The organism is Curtobacterium sp. MCBD17_003 (assembly GCF_003234885.2).
Taxonomy (GTDB): Bacteria; Actinomycetota; Actinomycetes; order Actinomycetales; family Microbacteriaceae; genus Curtobacterium.
Window position 1 is genome coordinate 613,881 of the sequence record NZ_CP126275.1, and the last position, 18,994, is coordinate 632,874.

Below are 18,994 nucleotides of genomic sequence, written 5' to 3' on the forward strand. Positions count from 1 at the left end.
GAAGACAGGCGGAACGGGATCGGTGGGCGCGGTCAGGCCGCGGGGGAGCCCGCCCCCTCGGGCTCGACCACGTTCACGAGCGGCCGCCCGGCCGCCAGGGCCGCCACCTGCCGCCGCATGAGGTCCACCGTCCGCGGCACGCTCAGACCCGTGTTCCCTCCGACGTGCGGCGTCAACACGGTGTTCGGCGTCGTCCAGAGCGGGTGCCCCGCGGGCAGCGGCTCCGGGTCGGTGACGTCGAGCGCCGCGGACAGGCGCCCGGACGACAACTCGGCCACGAGCGCCTCGGTGTCGACGACCCCACCGCGGGCGACGTTGACGAGCAGGGCGCCGTCGGGCATGGCGGCGAGCAGTTCGGCGGACACCAGCCCGGCCGTCGTGTCGGTGAGCGGGGTGATGAGCACGACGACGTCGGCCGTCGCCACGAGCGTCGGGAGCTCGGTGAACGCGTGCACCTGCCGGCCGTCCTGCTCGCGAGCGGTGCGGGCCACGACGGTGACGTGGGACTTGAACGCCTCGAACCGCGCGGCGATCTCGCGGCCGATGGAGCCGTGGCCGACCACGAGCACCCGCCGTTCCGCGAGCGAGCGCCCGAGCCGAACGGTCCACTCCTGCCGGGTGCGCTCGAGCGTGTGCACGTCGAGGTTCCGGAGCGAGGTCAACGCCAGGCCGACGGCGAGTTCGGCGGTCTCGTCGTCGTGGATCCCGCGGCCGTTCGCGAGCGTGGCGTGTCCGGGCACGTGGGGGAGCGCCCACTCGTACCCCGCGCTCGGGAGCTGCAGGAGCTCGAGCCCGGGCAGGTCGTGCACGTACTGCCAGCGATGACCGCCGCGGAAGTACGCCGGGATGAGCACGCCGATGACGGAGGACGGCCGGGGGTGCGGCGACTCGATGTCCCACACCTCGAGCGTGACGCCGTCGGGCGCGGGCCCGAACAGGTCGAGCATCTCCGCGGTCGGCAGGGTGACGACCGTCATCGTCAGCCGAGCGTCCCCTCGGTGACGGTCTCCTCGACCACGGCACCGAACCGCTCGGGCAGCGTGCTGCCGTGGGTCCGACGGAGCTCGGCGAGCGGCACGGTGAAGGCGCCCTGGAGCTCGAGCGCCTGCGACTCGGCGTCGGTCACGCCGATGCGGAGCACCGGGTACCCGCGGCCGTCGCAGAGTCCCTGGAACCGGACGTCGTCCTCGCGCCGGACGGTGACGAGCACGCGGCCGGTCGACTCCGAGAACAGCGCGGTGGCGAGGTCGATGCCGTCGCGGTCCTCGAGCTCGTCGAGCACGACGCGCGCGCCGATGCCGAACCGCAGCACGGACTCGGCGAGCGACTGCGCGAGCCCGCCGTCGGCGAGGTCGTGCGCGCTCGTCAGCAGCTGCTCGTCGGCCGCGGCGTGCAGGAGGTCCGCGAGGGCCTTCTCCTGGTCGAGGTCGACCGCCGGCGGACGCCCGCCGAGGTGCCCGTGCACGGTGCCGGCCCAGGCCGAGCCGTCGAGCTCGAGCGAGGTCCGTCCGAGCAGGTAGACGTTGTGGCCGTCGTCCTGCCAGCCCGACGGCACCCGCTTGGCGACGTCGTCGATGATCCCGAGGACACCGACCACGGGGGTCGGGTGGATCGGCGTCGTGCCGGTCTGGTTGTAGAACGACACGTTGCCGCCCGTGACGGGGATCCCGAGCTCCATGCAGCCGTCGGCGAGGCCTTCGACCGCCTGCGAGAACTGCCACATCACCTCGGGGTTCTCGGGGGAGCCGAAGTTCAGGCAGTCGGTCACCGCAGCGGGCACCGCACCCGTCGTCGCGACGTTGCGGTAGGCCTCGGCGAGGGCGAGACGGGCGCCCTCCTTGGGGTCGAGGTAGCAGTAGCGGCCGTTGGCGTCCGTGGCGATCGCCACGCCGAGGCCGGTCTCCTCGTCGACGCGGATCATGCCGCCGTCGTCGGGGAACGACAGTGCCGTGTTCCCGAGGACGTACGTGTCGTACTGGTTCGTCACCCAGCGCTTGTCCGCCATGTTCGGCGAACCGAGCACCTGCAGGAACTGGGTGCGGAGGTCCTCGCCCTCGAACGGACGGTCGAGCGAGGCCGCGCTGTCCTCTTGCACCGCGTCGATCCAGGTCGGGTAGGCGACGGGCCGGTCGTACACGGGGCCGTCGACCGCGACGGTGCGGGGGTCGACGTTGACGATCTCCTGCCCCTGCCAGTCGATGACCAGGCGGCCGGTGCCGGTGACCTCGCCGAGGACGCTCGTCTCGACGTCCCACTTGGCGGTGACCGCGAGGAAGGCGTCGAGCTTGTCCGGCCGGACGACGGCCATCATGCGCTCCTGGCTCTCCGACATGAGGATCTCCTCGGCCGTGAGCGTGGGGTCGCGGAGCAGCACGTCGTCGAGCGAGATGTGCATGCCGCCGTCGCCGTTCGAGGCGAGCTCGGAGGTCGCGCACGAGATGCCGGCCGCGCCGAGGTCCTGGATGCCCTCGACGAGGTCAGCGCGGAACAGCTCGAGGCAGCACTCGATCAGGACCTTCTCGGCGAACGGGTCGCCGACCTGGACCGCGGGCCGCTTGGTCGGGCCGCCCTCGGTGAACGTGTCGGAGGCGAGGATCGACGCGCCACCGATGCCGTCGCCTCCCGTCCGGGCGCCGAACAGGACGATCTTGTTGCCGGTGCCCGACGCGTTCGCCAGGTGCAGGTCCTCGTGCTTGAGGACCCCGACCGCGAGCGCGTTCACCAGGGGGTTCCCCTGGTAGATCGGGTCGAAGTAGGTCTCGCCGCCGATGTTCGGCAGGCCCAGGCAGTTGCCGTAGAACGAGATGCCCCCGACGACGCCGTGCACGACGCGCGCGGTGTCCTCGGCGTCGATGGCGCCGAACCGGAGCTGGTCCATGACCGCCACCGGGCGGGCCCCCATCGAGATGATGTCGCGGACGATGCCCCCGACACCCGTGGCCGCGCCCTGGTACGGCTCGACGTAGGACGGGTGGTTGTGGGACTCGACCTTGAACGTGACGGCGTAGCCGTTGCCGACGTCGACGACGCCGGCGTTCTCGCCCATTCCGACCATGAGCCGCTTGGTCATCTCCGGCGTGACCTTCCGGCCGAACTGCCGCAGGTAGTTCTTCGACGACTTGTACGAGCAGTGCTCGCTCCACATCACCGAGTACATGGCGAGCTCGCCCGAGGTGGGGCGGCGCCCGAGGATCTCGCGGATCCGGGCGTACTCGTCGGCCGTGAGCCCGAGGGCCTCGTACGGCTGCTCCTTGTCGGGCGTCGCTGCGGCGTCCTGCACGGTGTCGGGAGCCGGGACCCCTCGGCCGCCCACGGACGGACCGCCAGCGGCGCCAGCGGGAGCGGGCCCGGGGATCGAGGGTGCCTCGGCGACCGGGGCGCCCGGCGCGGTCGTGGCGGGCTCGGGCGCGAACTGCGCGTGGGCGTCGGGCTGCTGGGCGTCGGTCACGGCTGCGGAGGCTCCTGGTCGCGGGCGTCGACGGTTCGGCGCCGGGTGGTCACGTCGGTGCTCGCCGTGTGACGAGCGGGGGTGCTCGTCACCGGACGAGCGTCGACTCGATGACCGAGGTGAAGAAGGTGAGACCGTCGGTGCCCGAGGACATCGCGGCGGGGGTGTCCGGCCCGAACCCGGGCTCGGTGGCGTGCTCGGGGTGCGGCATGAGCCCGACGACGTTCCCGCGCTCGTTCGAGACACCGGCGATGTCGTCGATGGAGCCGTTCGGGTTGACCCCGACGTACCGGAAGACGACCTGCCCCTCGCCCTCGATGCGCTTGATCGTCTCGCTGTCGGCGACGAACCGGCCGTCGGCGTTCTTGAGCGGGATGGTGATCTCCTGCTCGGGCGCGAACCCACTCGTCCACGCGGTCTCGGCGTTCTCGACGCGCAGCTTCTGGTCGCGCCGGATGAACTGCTGGTGCGCGTTCCGGGTGTGCGCGCCGGGGACGAGCCGGGCCTCCGCGAGCATCTGGAACCCGTTGCAGATGCCGAGCACCGGCATCCCCTTGTCGGCGGCGTCGATGACCTCGGCCATGATCGGCGCCTTCGCGGCGATCGCACCGGCGCGCAGGTAGTCCCCGTACGAGAACCCGCCGGGCAGCACGATGCCGTCGACGCCCTGGAGGTCGTGGTCGCCGTGCCAGAGCGCGACCGGCTCGGCACCGGCCAGGCGGACGGCGCGCTGGGCGTCGCGGTCGTCCAGCGATCCGGGGAACGTGATGACGCCGATGCGCACCGGGGTCACTCGCCCTCGACGTGGACGGAGACGACGTCCTCGATCACGGCGTTCGAGAAGACGTCGGCCGCGATCCCGCGGACCTCGTCGAGCTTGGCGTCGTCGACGGGCCCGTCGACGGACACCTCGAACCGCTTGCCGATGCGGACGTTCGTGAGGTCGGACTTGCCGAGGCGGGCCAGGGCGCCGCCCACGGCCTTTCCCTGGGGGTCGAGGATCTCTGCCTTCGGCATGACCTCGACGACGATCGTGGGCACCTTGTCAACTCCAACAGGGGTCGGGGGGAAGGGACCAGCCGAGTCTACCCTTGCGTCCGGTTGTTCCAAGGCGTATATTCCACGTCGAATAATTGGCGTCGGACAGTCAGGACGGGAGGCCCTCCATGCCGGACATGACACCGCTCGCGTTCGCCGCGCTCGCGCTGCTCGCCGAGCGCCCCATGCACCCGTACGAGATGTTCCAGACGATGGTGCTCCGGAAGGAGGACCGGAACGTCAAGGTGCGCCCGGGCACGCTCTACCACCAGGTCGGGCGACTGACGCAACTCGGATACCTGGTCGAGCAGGGCACGGACCGCGAGGGCAACCGGCCCGAGCGCACCACCTACGCCATCACGGAGCAGGGGCGGGCGGTGCTCCGCGAGCAGCTCCTGACGATGCTCGCGACCCCGGCCGAGGAGTACCCCGAGTTCCCGCTCGCCATCGCCGAGGCGCACAACCTGCCCCGCGTCGAGGTCCTCGACACCCTCGGCACGCGGATCGCCGCGCTCCGGGAACGGACGGCCTTCCTCGACGAGGCGTACGAGAGCGTCACCTCGAAGCACCTCCCCGAGCGCTACTGGCTCGACCTGGCGTACCAGCGCACCGTGCTCGCCGCCGAACTCGCGGCGGTCGAGCAGGTCGTCGACCGCCTCACCACGGGCGACCTCGACTGGGAGGGCGCGGACGACCACCCCGACGCCCTCGCGTACCACGCGACTGACCACCACAAGGAAGCAGAACCGAACGCATGACCACCGAACGCAAGCCCTGGCCGGCCCTCTGGGCCCTCGTCATCGGCTTCTTCATGATCCTCGTCGACTCGACCATCGTGTCCGTCGCGACCCCCACCATCGAGCGGAAGCTCGACGCCGACATCGACTCCGTCATCTGGGTGACGAGCGCCTACCTGCTCGCGTACGCCGTGCCGCTCCTCATCACCGGTCGCCTCGGTGACCGCTTCGGCCCGAAGACGATGTACCAGATCGGGCTCGTCGTCTTCACCCTGTCCAGTCTCTGGTGCGGGCTGTCCGGCTCGATCGGCATGCTCATCGTCGCCCGCGTCGTGCAGGGCCTCGGTGCCGCGATGATGACCCCGCAGACCATGGCGACCATCACGCGGATGTTCCCGCCCGAGCGCCGTGGTGCCGCCATGGGCCTCTGGGGTGCCACGGCCGGCGTCGCGACCCTCGTCGGACCGATCGCGGGCGGCCTGCTCGTCGACGGCCTCGGCTGGCAGTGGATCTTCTTCGTGAACGTGCCCGTCGGCGTCGTCGCCTTCGTGCTCGCGCAGCGGCTCGTCCCCACGTTCGACACGCACGCGCACTCGTTCGACGTCCTCGGCATCGTGCTCAGCGCCGCCGGGCTGTTCCTGCTCGTCTTCGGCATCCAGGAGGGCGGGACCTACGACTGGGGCACCATCACGGGCCCGATCTCCGTCTGGTCGCTCATCATCGCCGGCATCGTCGTGCTCGCCGCGTTCGTGGTGTGGCAGGGCGTGCAGAAGGGTGAGCCGCTCCTCCCGCTCGGCCTGTTCGCGGACCGCAACTTCTCGCTCGCCAACCTGGCCATCACGGCCGTCGGCGTCTCGATCTCGTCCTTCGCGCTGCCGGTGACGCTCTGGGCGCAGGACGTCACGGCGTTCTCGCCGACGCAGGCCGCGCTCCTCCTCACGCCCATGGCCGTGCTCTCCGCGGGGCTCGCGCCGTTCGTCGGACGCAACATGCACCGCGTCAACCCGAAGTGGATCGGGGCGTTCGGGCTCGCCTGCACCTCGGCCGGGCTGTTCTGGATCGGCTCCCTCATCGCCGGCAACGCGGCCTGGGGTTGGATCCTGCTCCCCGCGCTGCTGCTCGGCCTCGGCAACGCCTGCATGTGGGGGCCGCTGTCCGTCACCGCCACCCGGAACCTGCCGCCGCGCCTCGCCGGCGCCGGCTCCGGCGTCTACAACACGACACGGCAGATCGGCGCCGTGCTCGGTTCCGCCGGCATCGCCGCGCTCATGGAGTCGCGGATCTCCGCCGAGTTCCCCCACTCGGGAGGCGCGGGGAACTCCGGCAGCGCCTCCTCCGCGATCGGGGTGCTCCCGTCGTTCCTCAAGCTGCCGTTCAGCACCGCGATGGGGCAGGCGCTCGTGCTCCCCGCGGCCGTGCTGATCGTGGCGATCGTCGCCGCGCTGTTCTTCGCGAAGCCGAAGGCCGCGGCGTGGGGCGGGGCCGGTCGTCCGGCTGCGGGTGCGGGTGCCTCGGCGCAGGCCGGTGCCCCTGCCGCGGCGGCGGGTACTCCGGTCGGTGCCGGTGCCGGTGCCGGTGCCGGTGCCGGTGCCGGTGCTGGTGCGGGTGCCGGTGCCGGTGCTCCGGCGGGGGCTGACGCAGGGGCGGAGGCCGGTGCGACCGCTGTCCCGGCCACCGTCGGCCCGACCACGGACGCGACGCCGACCATCCTCGAGTAGCCGCGCCCGGCCTCCCGGCCCCGCCGTCCCATGCACCTGCATGTGGCGACGGGGCCGCCGTCGTTCGACCGCGGGAGTGTCGGGAACGGGCGGAAGCGGGGCCCCGGAGGGGGGACGGCGGGTCAGGCCTGGCGGCGGAACCGGTCGAGGTGTTCCCGCGTCATGGCCTCGACCTCCTCGTCGGACAGCTCGTCGATGCTGCGGGCCTCGCGGCGGTCGGTCCGCTGCCACCGGATGAACAGCGCGATGAGGATCGGGATGTCCCCGACCTCGGCGATGAACCAGAGCAGGTCCGCCGCCAGGTGCTGGTCCTGCAGGGCGGACGGCGCCCACGACGGCCCGACGAGCCCGACGCCCGCGTGGTCCATGACGTGGTTCGTGATCCGCATGACGACCCCGGGCACGGCGTCGAGCAGCAGCTCCACGAACGCGAGCAGGAACTCTGCCGTGAGGAACGTCGTGGAGCGCAGCACGCCCGGCTCCGAGATCGGCGCGACGAGCGCGAACCCGAGCATCGGGACGAACACGGTGATGACGACCTCCCACACGCCCGACGTGCGGATCGTCGCCGCGAGCGGAGTGAGGAGCACCGCGAACACCGCGAGCGCGACGAGCGGCGACACGATCGCGTTGCCGAGCAGCCGGACCGCCCGCGAGTGCAGCAAACCGTCGACGACGCGGACGCTCCGCTCGGAGCCCGCCAGACGGACGAGCGTGAGCGGGCCGCCGAGCGCGGCGAAGGTCGGCACGGCGATGAGCAGCAGCGCGAGCCGGAGGACGAACGCCCAGCGGAGTTCCCGGTCGTACACGCCGGTGATCCCGAACTGCAGGACCGCGAACAGCACGAGGGCCGCGACGAAGCCGAGCACCCGCGCTGCCGACCACTGGTGTCCGCGGCGACGTGCGATGACGAGCCACCGCCCGTACGCCACCGCAGCGACGACGAGCATCACGGCCGCGAGCGGGTCGAGGTGCCAGGTGCTCCAGAAGACGGCGGGCGTGGGCGTGGGGTGCCTCCTGGCGTGCGGGGCCGCGGCTCGCGCGGGAGCCGCGGCGGTGGAGGTTCCATTGTCGGTCCACGGCGACCGTCCGGCACGCTCCGCCTCGGTGAGATTCGGCTCAGCCCCGCTGTGCTCCGCACCGGGTGCCGTCGCGGCGGACCGGCATCCGGCTCAGACCAGCTGCGCGTCCCAGTGCAGTTCGCCGCCCGGCCAGTCCTCGAGCGTCGCGCGGACGGGCAGCACGAGCCACCCCTCGTCGTCGACGACGGTGAGGCCCGCCCCGTCGGCGGTGAAGGCCGAGTACCAGCCCGCGGTGTCGGAGAGCAGTCGCCAGCCGGCCGAGCCGTAGAACGGCACGCGGTCCTCACCCGTCCCGAGCAGGCCGAAGGGGACCGCGAGCTCGTCGAGCACCGCCGCGGTCCGCGCCAGGAGCTCGCCACCGAGCCCCCGGCCCTGGAGGCGCGGGGTCACCCCGACGAGCCCGACCGCCCCGACGAGCTGGTCGCGTCCGCCGACGGTCACGAACATCCGCCGGATCCCGACGTGCGCGACGACGACGTCGTCCACGGTCGCGATCACCCGCCGTTCGGGCTGCATCCCGCTCCAGCTCCGCCCGCCGACGTACCAGTGGTCCCAGTCCGGGAACGCCTGCGCGAGCATCGCCGCGATGGCCTCGTGGTCGGTGAGGGTGAGGTCGCCCTCGCGGACGACGGTCCACTCGGGTGCGGGCTCGGTCATCGCTCCATCCTGCCCCGGCTCAGACCTCGAGCGAGAACCCGCCGTCGGACTTCAGCAGCTGCCCGTTCACCCAGCCGCCCTCGGGCGAGCAGAGGAACCCGACGAGCGCGGCCGTGTCCGCGGGGGTGCCGAGTCGACCGCCCGGGGTCCGCCCGAGCACCATCTCGACGACCTCGGGCGTCATCCACCCGGTGTCGTTCGGTCCGGGGTTCACGAGGTTCGCCGCGACACCGAGGTCGGCGAGCTCCTTGGCGGCGGCCAGGACGATCCGGTCGAGCGCGCCCTTGCTCATGCCGTACGCCAGGTTGAACGCGGTGTGGTCGCTCGTCAGCGCGACGATCCGGCGCCGCTCCCGCGGGACGCCGGCGGCCGGGCCCCGCAGTGCCTCGGCGTACGCCTGGATCATCAGGAACGTGGCCCGGGCGTTCACCGCGACGTGCCGGTCGAAGGCCTCGACCGTCGTGGTCGCGATCGACGAGTCGACCGACTCGGCGTGCGACAGCACGAGCGCCGCCACCGGTGCGTCGAGCGCCGCCGCCGCCGCGGGCACGAGTCCCGCCGCCTGGTCCGCCTCCGCCAGGTCGACCGGGAGGCGCGCCACTCGGGCACCGGCAGCGGCGCAGGCCTCGACCACCGCGTCGACCCCCTCGGGGTCCGGTGCGCCGTACACGCGCTCGTCGTACGGACCCCACCAGCTGAAGGCGAGGTCCCAGCCGTCCGCCGCCAGCCGTTCCGCGAGCGCCGCCGCGATGCCCGCGCGGCGCCCGACCCCCGTCACGAGCGCGACCGGTCGCGCTGATGTCCCTCGGTCGACCACGTCGTCGTCCTCCCCGTCGGCTGTCTCGTCCGCCTCGGACATCATGGCCTCGCTGATGATCGTCGACGGGCTGCACACGCCGGAACGGAGATCAGCGGTGGCAGCCCCCGGTGCCGAGCCGGACGTGGACGACCTCGTCGACGTGCAGCGTCGTGCGCAGCGTGCAGAGCCCCGACGCGCGGACCGTGATGCGCCCGAGCGGCACCCCGGCGAAGTCGGACGACTGCCCGGGGAGCATCGACTGGTGCTCGACGAGCTGCCCGTCGGCGTCGAGCACCTGCACGTTGTAGCGGTGTCCCTGCGCGGCGTCGGTGCTCACGTCGACGCTCACCCGACCCGTGCTGTCGTGGACGGAGCAGCCGGCCAGGCCGGTGACGAGGCCTGCGGCCAGAGCGATGGAGCACAGGACGCGAGGCACGGATCCAGCGTACGTCGCGCCTCCCGGACCGGTGCTCGGAGCGTGACCGGCCGGTGCCGTGCTGCGACGCGGCGGGTCAGGCGCCGAGGCGTTCGATGAGCTCCCGGTACCGCGCTGCGGTCCGCTCGACGATCTCGTCGGGCAGCACGGGCGGGGTGCCCTGCCCGTCCCAGTGCTCGGTGAGCCAGTTCCGCACGATCTGCTTGTCGAACGACGCGGTGCGGTCGCCGCCCTCGTGGGCCTCGGCGTCCCAGTAGCGGCTCGAGTCGCTCGTCAGGACCTCGTCCGCGATCCGGATCTGCCCGGCGGCGTCGTGGCCGAACTCGAACTTCGTGTCCGCGATGACGACCCCGCGCTGCAGGGCGATCGCGGCCGCGGACTCGTACACGTGCAGGGACATGTCGCGGAGCGCGGCGGCGACGTCCGGCCCGACGAGCTCGACCGTCCGCTCGTAGGTGATGTTCTCGTCGTGGGCGCCCTGCGGGGCCTTGTACGCGGGGGTGTAGATCGGCTCGGGCAGGCGGTCGCCGTTCGACAGTCCCGTGGGCAGGGCGACTCCGCACACGCTCCCGGTCTCCTGGTACTCCGCCCAGCCGCTGCCGACGAGGTACCCACGCACGACGCACTCGATCGGGAACATCGTGAGCGGCCGGACGCGCATCGACCGTGCCGCCACGGCCTCCGGTACGGGCGTGCCCTGGTGGGTCTCGCCGAGCAGGTGGTTCGGGACGTCCCCGAGCTGCGCGAACCAGAACCGCGAGAGCCGCGTGAGCAGCTCGCCCTTGCCGGGGATCGGCGGTTCGAGCGCGTGGTCGAACGCGCTGACGCGGTCGCTCGCGACGAGCAGGAGCTCGGTCGCGGTCGCCGGGGAGGCCGCGCTCGTCGGCACGTACAGGTCACGGACCTTGCCGGTCGCGACGTGCCGCCAGCCTTCGAGCTCCGCTGCGGTCGCGGGGCGCACGCCCCCCGTCTCCGCGGCGGTCACCGTGCCACCCGCGCCGCGATGTCGGTGCGGTACTGCGCGCCCTCGAGGTGGATCCGGGACAGGCCGGCGTAGGCCCGGGCCCGCGCCTGTTCGAACGAGTCACCGATCGCGACGACGTTGAGCACCCGGCCGCCCGTGGCGATGAGCTGTCCCTCGAGCATCCCCGTCGCGGCGTGCAGGACGGTCACGCCCTCGAGTGCCGCGGCGTCGTCGAGTCCGGTGATCGGCCGACCGGTGACGGGGTTGTCGGGGTAGCCCTGGCTCGCGAGCACGACGGTGACGGCGGCACCGGGCGCGAACTCCGGACGCGGGGTCTGGCCGAGCCGTCCGGTCGCGGCGGCGAGCATGAGCGCGCTGAGCGGCGTCACGAGGCGGGGGAGCACCACCTGGGTCTCCGGATCGCCGAACCGCGCGTTGAACTCGATGACGCGGACGCCCTGCTCGGTGACGATGAGGCCGCAGTAGAGGAGCCCGATGAACGGGGTGCCCTCGTGCTCGAGCCGGCGGACCGTCGGCAGCGCCACGAGTTCGGTGACCTCGTCGACGAAGGCCCGCTCGGAGCCCCAGCGTTCGTCGAGCCACGGCAGGCGCGAGTACGCCCCCATGCCGCCGGTGTTCGGCCCGACGTCGCCGTCCCCGAGCCGCTTGTAGTCCTGCGCGGGGGTCATCGGCAGCACGTCGTGGCCGTCGCTGAAGAAGAAGAGCGAGACCTCCTCGCCGTCGAGGAACTCCTCGATGACGACGTGGCCGTACTGGAGCCAGTAGGTCGCGTGCTCGACGGCGGCCTGGCGGTCCTCGGTCACGAGCACGCCCTTGCCGGCCGCCAGCCCGTCCGCCTTGACGACGTACGGCGCGCCGAGGCGGTCCAGGGCGGCCTCGACCTCGTCCGCTGTTCCCACGTGGGCGGCCTCGCCCGTCGGGACCCCGGCCTCGGCCATGATCCGCTTGGCGAACGCCTTGGAGCCCTCGATCCGCGCCGCGGCCTTGCCCGGCCCGAACACCGCGATGCCGCGCGTCCGGAGCGCGTCCGCGACGCCCTCGACGAGCGGGGCCTCCGGGCCGATCACGACGAGTTCGATGCCGTTCTCGATCGCGTACTCCGTCACGAGCCCGCGGTTCGTCGCGTCGAGCCCGACCGTCTCGACGTCGGCGGCGATGCCGGTGTTGCCCGGGGCTGCGGTGATGACGTGGCCGGCGTCCTCCGCGAGGAGCGCGGCGATGATCGCGTGCTCACGGGCACCGGAACCGAGGACGAGGATGCGCACGGCCACAGCCTACCGAGCGCCGGTCGACCGCCGGCCCGGGCGGTACGCTGACGCCGTGCCCCGCAGGACCATCGACGCCGCCGAGGGCGCCGCCGCGCTCGCCGCCGTGCAGGGCGGAGCCACCGATCGCACGTCCACCGCGACCGCCGTGCGGTGGACGCTCCAGGAACTCGCCGACACCGTGCCGGGCAACAGCGTCGAGGTCCGTGTCCCCCCGTACGGAGCCGTCCAGGCCGTTCCGGGACCGCGCCACACGCGCGGCACGCCGCCGAACGTGGTCGAGACCGATGCCGCGACCTGGATCGCCCTCGCCACGGGGGCGATCTCCTGGGCCGAGGCGGTCGGAGCCGCGCGCGTGACGGCGTCGGGATCACGCGCCGACCTGGCCCCGTTCCTCCCGGTCCGCCTGCCGCGCGCCTGACCGCGCTCGATCGGTCCGGTTGTCCCCCGTGTCCCTCGGGCGGGTGACAGATTTAGGTACCTGCTTACCGATGCCGACCGGTGGGTCCCCTCGTTAGCGTTGGTGGAGCCACCGGGAGGCGGGCCCGACCCGAACGGGCCCGACCCCGACGACACCCACACGACGCTGCCCGAACAGCGTTCGTGTGGGTGCCATGGCCGTGATCACGGCGCACGTGGTGTGCGGCGGACTCGACGATCAGAGTCGATCGACGAGTTCCGACCGCGAGTGGATGTCCCACTTGGCGAAGATCCGCGCGATGTGCGCGTCGATCGTGCGAACGCTCCGACCGAGCTGCTCGGCGATCTGTCGGTTGCTCAGCCCCTGCCCGGCGAGCTCCGCGATCTCGTACTCGCGACGGGTCAACGGGGGGCCCTTCTGGCCGACGCGGATCATCACGCCCGCGGCCGCCAGGGTCGCACGTGCCTCGGCGATGACCCGCTCGTCCCCGCTCGCGAGCGCCGCTGCGTGGCCGACGATCGCCGGCGCGAGGGCACCCTCGACGTGCTCGGCGGCGGCGCGGAGCCGGGCCAGGGCGCCCCGGGTGTCCGCCCCCTGCGCGAACAGCAGCACGAACTGGACGTTGCGCGCGAGCATCGCCGGCATCCACGCGCCCGAGCGCTCCGACCGCTGCGCGATCGTCATGGCGTCCGCCATCGCGGCGGGTCGCCCGAGCACCGAGTCCGTGAACGTCAGGCTCAGCGGGATCTCCTCGCCCGTGATGCGCATCCCACGGAGCGGCGTCGCACGGGCGCGTTCCGCCGACACCACGGCCTCGCGCGTCCGCCCCGCGACGGCCTGCGCGAACGCGAGCTTCGCCCAGGCGTATCCGGCGAACCCGCCGTGGTCGAGCACCGCGAACCGCTCGCACGCGCCGGAGAACGCGGTGATCGCGTCGTCCCAGCGGCGCTCCGCGAGCGCCTGGTTGCCGGCGCCGAGGAGCTCGAGCGTGAAGTCGTACTTGAAGAACGGGCTCCACCGACGGTCGACCTGCACGGTCAGGCCGCTGACGTCGCCCGCCCAGAGCTGGACCTGGTGCAGCACCGAGTACAGCTCGCCGAGGCTCCACGGCGCGACCTCGATGTTCGCGGCGGCGACCTCGAGTGACGTCCGGCACAGCCGCAGGGCCTCGCCGATCCGGCCGGTCGTCGCCAGTGCCACCACGGCGCACGGTGCGATCGCCAGGAACCCGAACGGGATCACGGGCGCGTGCAGCACGCCGCTGCGCTCGACCTCGGCGAGCACCTCGGCGAACCGGCCGCCCCAGCCGAGATGCGTCAGCCGGAGGACCCGGAGACGCTCCCGGGACGCGTCGTCCACGAGCGTCGCGGCCTCCTCGACCAGGGCGACCGCGGCGTCGACGTCGTCGTCGTGGAACTGCCGGAGGTTCGCCAGGACCTCCACGGCCTCGACGAGCAGGTCCCCGGGCAGGGCGGTCGGGTCGGAGCGGGCGAGCAGCCAGGCACGTTCGGCGTCGTGGCGCGCGGCCTCACGCCCGACCCCGTAGGTGCGGGCCGTCGCGCGGAGGCACAGCGCGGCCACCGACACCGCCAACGTCGTGTCGTCGGCCGACAACGCTGAGGAGGCGAGCGCCGTCGCGCTCTCGTACTCCTGCAGTCGTACCGCCACCCCGGCGGCGTCGAGCAGCTGGTCGGCCGACGGCACGACGCCGCACTCGAGCGCCCACAACGCGGCACGGAGGCGCGCGGCCGGTGGGGCGTCCCCGCCGACCGGGTCAGCGCGGAACGCGTTCGCCCGCGCGAACAACCGGGCCCGACGTGCCACTGGGACGAGGGACCGGACGACCTCGCCGACGAGCGGGTGGGCGGGCCGGACCACCGGTGTGCCGTCCGCCGTCATGTCGGAGTCGACGGACACGAGACCGAGCGACGCGACGCGGTCGACATCGGCGTCGTCCACCAGGGCCAGCAGCCGCGACAACGGGATCGGGTCCGCCAACGCCACGATGTCCACGACGTCCCGGAGGGCCGGTTCGAGGCCCGCGAGTTCCGATCGGTACATGTCCGCCAGGCTGTTCGACGCGGTGATCCGCCCGGGCCAGTACCACCCCGACGCGGTCCGCTCGAGGGCGCCGGACGCCACCGCCGCGCGGACGACCTCGCGCAGGTGCAGGGGGTTGCCGCGGGTCGCACGGTGCACTCGTTCCACGCTGGCGTGCTCGAGCGGACCGGAGAGCGCCCGCTCGAGCAGCCGCTCGGTCTCGCGGAGGTCGAGCGGCGTCAGGTCGATGCGTTCGAGCAGGTCGTCCTGCCACAGGCGGCGCAGGGGCTCCTCGAGCCCGGTGAAGTCGCGGCACGTCAGCACGAGCCGTGCGTGCGCGTGCCGGACGAGCCAGGCGACGTACCGCGCGGTGATCGGGTCGAGGTGGTCGGCGTCGTCGATGCGCAGGACGACGTCGCGGTCGACGAGGTCCGCCGCGACGCGGAGGGTGTGCTCGGCCTCGAGCTCGTCGGTGAGCGCCGCGGCCGGCAGGTCCCCGAACCGGGCGATGGCGGCCGCGAACGGCTTGGCCGTCTCGTGCGGTGAGGCCGTGATCGGGATGACCCGGACGTCCCCGGTGCTGCGCTGCGCCACGCGGTCCGTGACGCGCGCGGCCACGACGCTCTTGCCGAGTCCCGCCGCGCCGACGATGGCGACACTCCAGCCGTCGTCGGCGAGCACGGTGACGGCGCGGTCCTCCTCGCGCCGGGGGACGAGTGGCCACGGCAGACGGGCACCGGGACGGGAAACCCGTCGGCGCGTGTCGTCCTCCGGCTCCACCACGGCCGTCGCTCCTCGCATGTCGGGACTTCGTCGTCCCCCATTGTCCTCGGTCCGGGGGACCCATGGCCAGGCCGCGGATGTCCCACAGTGGGGGACAATGGTCCGGTGAGCACCACCGAGCCGCCCCCAGACCGCGGGACCCCCGACGAACCGCGGACCGTCGACGCGTCCGTCCCCGCCCCGTCCGAAGTGGCGTCGCGTCGTGAGGTCTCGATCCGGCGTGCTCCGAAGTTCGGCGTGTTCATCGTCGGCGGCGGCCTACTCGGATTCGTCGTGACCTTCTTCGTCGTGCTCGCCACGCAGCACCTCGCCGACGGCGCGTCCGTCGCCACGACCGGCACGAGCCGCGGGTCCGACGTCGGGTTCTGGGGTCTCGTCGGGTACTTCTCGTTCTACGGTGTGACGGCGGGCGGCGTCATCGGCGCGATCGTCGCGATCGTGCTCGACCACCGGTTCTCGAAGCAGGCCCGACGGCTGACCGCCGAGCACCTCGGCATCACATCGCCGACCGAGACGGTCGACGGCGTCGTCGAGGACGACCGCGGGCGCTGAACCCGACCGCGGGCGCTGAGTGCGACCGCGGGCGCCGCGGGCGCCCTCCCTCCGGTCCGAGCACCACGCCTGGTCCGACGGGCCGGACACGCGTGACGGCCGGGAGGCGGGCCTCCCGGCCGTCACGCACCCGTGCGTCGGGCGTCAGCTGAGCTGGTTCGCCTCGACCCAGGCGAGGTACTCCGGCGTGACGGTGCCCGTCACGTACTCGCCCGTGAAACAGCTCATCTCGAGTTCGGTGACGTCCGAGCCCTCGATGATCGCCTGCTCCATGTCCGCGACCTCCTGGTAGATGAGGTGGTCGCTCCCGAGCACGGCGTTGATCTCCGGGATCCGGCGGCCGTGCGCGATGAGCTCCGCGCGGGTCGGCATGTTGATCCCGTAGACGTGCGGGTAGCGGACCGGCGGCGCGGCTGACGTGAACGTCACGTTGTTCGCCCCCGCCGCGCGGGCCATCTCGACGATCTCGCGACTCGTGGTGCCCCGGACGATCGAGTCGTCGACGATGAGGATGTTCTTGCCCTTGAACTCGCTCGACATCGCGTTGAGCTTCTGGCGCACCGATCGCTTGCGCTCCGCCTGCCCCGGCATGATGAACGTGCGGCCGACGTACCGGTTCTTGTAGAAGCCCTCGCGGTACTCGATGCCGAGCTTCCGCGCGACCTGCATCGCCGCGGGCCGTGACGAGTCCGGGATCGGCATGACGACGTCGATGTCGCCCGCCGGCGCGTACTTGGCGACGGTGTCCGCCAGGCGCTCGCCGAGGCGGAGCCGGGCCTCGTACACCGAGATGCCGTTCATGATCGAGTCCGGACGAGCGAGGTAGACGTACTCGAACGAGCAGGGGACCAGACGCGGCTCGACGGCGCACTGGCGCGAGACCATCTGCCCGTCGACCGAGATGAACACGGCCTCGCCCGGGGCGACGTCGCGCACGATGTCGTACCCGCCGGACTCGAGCACGAGCGACTCGCTCGCCACGATCCACTCGCTCGACCCCGCGTCGTCGAACCGGTGCCCGAGGATGAGCGGCCGGATGCCGTAGGGGTCGCGGAAGGCCAGGACGCCCTGCCCGGCGATGAGCGCGATCGCGGCGTAGGAGCCCTCGACCCGCTCGTGCACGCGTGCGACGGCGTCGAACACCTGGTCGGGGTCGAGGTCGGTGCCGCGGACCTGGGCCTGCAGTTCGTGCGCCAGGACGTTGACGAGCAGCTCCGTGTCCGACGACGTGTTGAGGTGCCGGCGGTCGATGTCGAACAGCTCGCGCGTGAGCTCACGCGTGTTCGTCAGGTTCCCGTTGTGGACGAGCACGATGCCGTAGGGGGCGTTCACGTAGAAGGGCTGGGCCTCTTCCTCGTTGCTCGCGGCACCCTTCGTGGCGTACCGGACGTGGCCGAGGCCCATCGTGCCGAGGAGTGCGCGCATGTCGCGCGTGCGGAAGGCCTCGCGCACGTGTCCGCGGGTCTTGTGGGAGTGGAAGACGTGCCCCTCGGCGGTGGCGATACCGGTCGAGTCCTGCCCGCGGTGCTGCAGGAGGAGGAGTGCGTCGTAGATGGATTGGTTGGCTGGTCCCTGGGAGACGAGACCGACGATGCCGCACATGCGCAGCGGACTCCAGACCGTAGAGTGGGGGGTACCGAACAAGTCTGCCACGCCCTCGGAGGATGAACGAATGGCGAATCCCTACGCCGAGGCCGGTGTGGACACGGCGGCGGGCGACCTCGCCGTCGAGCTCATGAAGACCGCGGTGGCGGCGACGCACTCCGCGTCCGTGCTCGGGGGCGTCGGTGGGTTCGCCGGGCTCTTCGACGTCTCGTTCCTGCGGGACTTCAGCCGTCCGTTGCTCGCGACCTCGACCGACGGCGTGGGCACCAAGGTGGCCATCGCGCAGACGATCGACAAGCACGACACGATCGGCCAGGACCTCGTCGGCATGGTCGTCGACGACATCGTCGTGGTCGGCGCGCGGCCGCTGTTCATGACGGACTACATCGCCTGCGGCCGGGTCGTGCCCGGTCGCATCGCGGACATCGTCGCCGGCATCGCCCGCGGCTGCTCGGCCACGGGCACGTCGCTCGTCGGCGGCGAGACCGCGGAGCACCCCGGGCTGCTCGGTCCGGACGACTACGACGTCGCCGGTGCCGCCGTCGGCGTCGTCGAGGCCGATCTGGCCCTCGGCCCGCAGCTCGTGCAGGACGGGGACGCCGTCATCGCGATCGCGTCGTCCGGCCTGCACTCGAACGGCTACTCGCTCGTCCGGCACGTCCTGGCCGCGCGGGGCGTCGGGTACACCGACCACTCGGACGACCTCGGCGGCACCGTGGGCGAGGTCCTGCTCGAGCCGACCCGGCTCTACACCGCGCCGCTGCTCGACCTGCTCGGCGACCCCGTGTTCGCCGGCACCGTGCACGCGCTGAGCCACGTCACGGGCGGGGGCATCGCGGCGAACCTCGCCCGGGTCCTGCCGCGCGGTGCCTGGGCCGAGGTCGACCGCACGACGTGGGCGCCCCTCCCGGTCTTCCGCGTGCTCGCCGACATGGGCGACATGAGCGTCGAGTCGACCGAGGGCACCTGGAACCTCGGCGTCGGGATGATCGCCGTCGTCGCGCGGTCCGCCGCCCCGCAGATCGTCGCCGCGCTCGGGGCCTCCGGGCTCGCCGCCTGGCAGGTCGGCGAGGTCTCGACCGCCGAGCACGACCTCGACGGGTTCGAGCAGGGCGCCAAGGGCGTCGACGGGGGCGGGGTCCGGCTGGTCGGACGCTACGCGGACTGACGCGATCGGGCCTGCACGCCGCTGCGCGATCGGGCCTCCACGCCGCTGCGCGATCGGGCCTGCACGCTGCTGCGCGCCCGGACGACACCTGCGCGCCCGGGCGACGGCGCCCGTGTGTCCTCGGCGCGCGCCCGTTGCGGCCGCGCGCCGACTGCGCGTGCGGGCGACAACGGCGCGATCAGGCGACGGCGCACTCGTCGTCGGGGCGCCCGGTCGCTGACCGCGCACGAAGCCTGCGGACACAGCGAAGCGCCGCGCGG

The 18,994-nt window shown here is 72.7% G+C and carries 17 protein-coding genes; 5 read left to right on the top strand and 12 right to left on the bottom strand.

Features of this window, described 5'->3' with window-relative positions:
• Window positions 1-32 precede the first annotated feature (32 nt).
• From DEI88_RS03050 to DEI88_RS03065, 4 genes are all read right to left on the bottom strand, one after another.
• Window positions 33-977, bottom strand: coding sequence for a 2-hydroxyacid dehydrogenase (locus DEI88_RS03050; RefSeq protein ID WP_111072816.1), 945 nt, complete (start codon window positions 975-977; stop codon window positions 33-35).
• 2 nt (window positions 978-979) lie between these two features.
• Window positions 980-3,313, bottom strand: a complete 2,334-nt coding sequence (gene purL, locus DEI88_RS03055) for a phosphoribosylformylglycinamidine synthase subunit PurL (protein ID WP_111027227.1) — start codon at window positions 3,311-3,313, stop codon at window positions 980-982.
• A 223-nt stretch (window positions 3,314-3,536) separates the two neighbouring features.
• The gene (purQ, locus tag DEI88_RS03060; RefSeq protein WP_111012427.1) at window positions 3,537-4,232 is read right to left on the bottom strand and encodes a phosphoribosylformylglycinamidine synthase subunit PurQ; all 696 of its coding nucleotides are present in this window, start codon (window positions 4,230-4,232) and stop codon (window positions 3,537-3,539) included.
• Between the two features lie 5 nt (window positions 4,233-4,237).
• Entirely contained in the window at window positions 4,238-4,489 is a 252-nt protein-coding gene (locus DEI88_RS03065; protein WP_111011554.1) for a phosphoribosylformylglycinamidine synthase subunit PurS, read from the bottom strand.
• A gap of 125 nt (window positions 4,490-4,614) precedes the next feature.
• On the opposite strand from DEI88_RS03065, the gene DEI88_RS03070 reads away from it, so the two are divergent.
• A complete protein-coding gene (locus DEI88_RS03070) occupies window positions 4,615-5,244 on the top strand; it encodes a PadR family transcriptional regulator (protein ID WP_111012314.1) in 630 nt (209 codons plus the stop codon).
• Complete coding sequence (locus DEI88_RS03075; RefSeq protein ID WP_111072815.1) at window positions 5,241-6,941, top strand: DHA2 family efflux MFS transporter permease subunit; 1,701 nt, start codon at window positions 5,241-5,243, stop codon at window positions 6,939-6,941. The genes DEI88_RS03070 and DEI88_RS03075 overlap by 4 nt, the downstream gene beginning before the upstream one ends.
• A 122-nt stretch (window positions 6,942-7,063) precedes the next feature.
• Here DEI88_RS03075 and DEI88_RS03080 read toward each other — a convergent pair whose 3' ends face one another.
• The 6 genes from DEI88_RS03080 to purD all read right to left on the bottom strand — a co-directional run bounded on the left by DEI88_RS03080 (window position 7,064) and on the right by purD (window position 12,165).
• Complete coding sequence (locus DEI88_RS03080; RefSeq protein ID WP_111012428.1) at window positions 7,064-7,891, bottom strand: cytochrome c oxidase assembly protein; 828 nt, start codon at window positions 7,889-7,891, stop codon at window positions 7,064-7,066.
• A gap of 222 nt (window positions 7,892-8,113) precedes the next feature.
• Window positions 8,114-8,680, bottom strand: a complete 567-nt coding sequence (locus tag DEI88_RS03085; RefSeq protein WP_111011550.1) for a GNAT family N-acetyltransferase — start codon at window positions 8,678-8,680, stop codon at window positions 8,114-8,116.
• Window positions 8,681-8,699: 19 nt separating this feature from the next.
• Complete coding sequence (locus DEI88_RS03090; protein ID WP_258375182.1) at window positions 8,700-9,575, bottom strand: SDR family oxidoreductase; 876 nt, start codon at window positions 9,573-9,575, stop codon at window positions 8,700-8,702.
• 13 nt (window positions 9,576-9,588) lie between these two features.
• Entirely contained in the window at window positions 9,589-9,915 is a 327-nt protein-coding gene (locus tag DEI88_RS03095) for a hypothetical protein (protein WP_111027219.1), read from the bottom strand.
• Window positions 9,916-9,991: 76 nt separating this feature from the next.
• A complete protein-coding gene (locus DEI88_RS03100; RefSeq protein ID WP_111072821.1) occupies window positions 9,992-10,876 on the bottom strand; it encodes a phosphoribosylaminoimidazolesuccinocarboxamide synthase in 885 nt (294 codons plus the stop codon).
• 20 nt (window positions 10,877-10,896) lie between these two features.
• Window positions 10,897-12,165 carry a phosphoribosylamine--glycine ligase gene (purD, locus tag DEI88_RS03105; RefSeq protein WP_111011562.1) on the bottom strand — a complete coding sequence of 423 codons (1,269 nt, stop codon included), beginning with the start codon at window positions 12,163-12,165 and terminating at the stop codon, window positions 10,897-10,899.
• A gap of 55 nt (window positions 12,166-12,220) precedes the next feature.
• Here purD and DEI88_RS03110 point away from each other — a divergent pair, with 55 nt between their 5' ends.
• The gene (locus DEI88_RS03110; RefSeq protein WP_111011548.1) at window positions 12,221-12,586 is read left to right on the top strand and encodes a sterol carrier family protein; all 366 of its coding nucleotides are present in this window, start codon (window positions 12,221-12,223) and stop codon (window positions 12,584-12,586) included.
• 237 nt (window positions 12,587-12,823) lie between these two features.
• Here the strand turns inward: DEI88_RS03110 and DEI88_RS03115 are convergent, their stop codons facing one another.
• Entirely contained in the window at window positions 12,824-15,427 is a 2,604-nt protein-coding gene (locus tag DEI88_RS03115; protein WP_111035497.1) for a LuxR C-terminal-related transcriptional regulator, read from the bottom strand.
• An 87-nt stretch (window positions 15,428-15,514) separates the two neighbouring features.
• Here DEI88_RS03115 and DEI88_RS03120 point away from each other — a divergent pair, with 87 nt between their 5' ends.
• Entirely contained in the window at window positions 15,515-15,961 is a 447-nt protein-coding gene (locus DEI88_RS03120; protein ID WP_111012319.1) for a hypothetical protein, read from the top strand.
• A 144-nt stretch (window positions 15,962-16,105) separates the two neighbouring features.
• Here the strand turns inward: DEI88_RS03120 and purF are convergent, their stop codons facing one another.
• On the bottom strand, window positions 16,106-17,563 hold the full coding sequence (gene purF / locus DEI88_RS03125) for an amidophosphoribosyltransferase (protein WP_111011545.1): 1,458 nt from the start codon (window positions 17,561-17,563) through the stop codon (window positions 16,106-16,108).
• 70 nt (window positions 17,564-17,633) lie between these two features.
• On the opposite strand from purF, the gene purM reads away from it, so the two are divergent.
• On the top strand, window positions 17,634-18,734 hold the full coding sequence (purM, locus tag DEI88_RS03130; protein WP_111072814.1) for a phosphoribosylformylglycinamidine cyclo-ligase: 1,101 nt from the start codon (window positions 17,634-17,636) through the stop codon (window positions 18,732-18,734).
• Window positions 18,735-18,994: the final 260 nt, after the last annotated feature.

What these genes read in the sequence shown, in the direction of transcription:
- DEI88_RS03050 (WP_111072816.1), bottom strand. Translation starts at nt 977, where the DNA reads ATGACGGTCGTCACCCTGCCGACCGCGGAGATGCTCGACCTGTTCGGG.
- DEI88_RS03070 (WP_111012314.1), top strand. Translation starts at nt 4,615, where the DNA reads ATGCCGGACATGACACCGCTCGCGTTCGCCGCGCTCGCGCTGCTCGCC.
- DEI88_RS03075 (WP_111072815.1), top strand. Translation starts at nt 5,241, where the DNA reads ATGACCACCGAACGCAAGCCCTGGCCGGCCCTCTGGGCCCTCGTCATC.
- DEI88_RS03080 (WP_111012428.1), bottom strand. Translation starts at nt 7,891, where the DNA reads ATGCTCGTCGTCGCTGCGGTGGCGTACGGGCGGTGGCTCGTCATCGCA.
- DEI88_RS03085 (WP_111011550.1), bottom strand. Translation starts at nt 8,680, where the DNA reads ATGACCGAGCCCGCACCCGAGTGGACCGTCGTCCGCGAGGGCGACCTC.
- DEI88_RS03115 (WP_111035497.1), bottom strand. Translation starts at nt 15,427, where the DNA reads ATGCGAGGAGCGACGGCCGTGGTGGAGCCGGAGGACGACACGCGCCGA.
- purF (WP_111011545.1), bottom strand. Translation starts at nt 17,563, where the DNA reads ATGTGCGGCATCGTCGGTCTCGTCTCCCAGGGACCAGCCAACCAATCC.
- purM (WP_111072814.1), top strand. Translation starts at nt 17,634, where the DNA reads ATGGCGAATCCCTACGCCGAGGCCGGTGTGGACACGGCGGCGGGCGAC.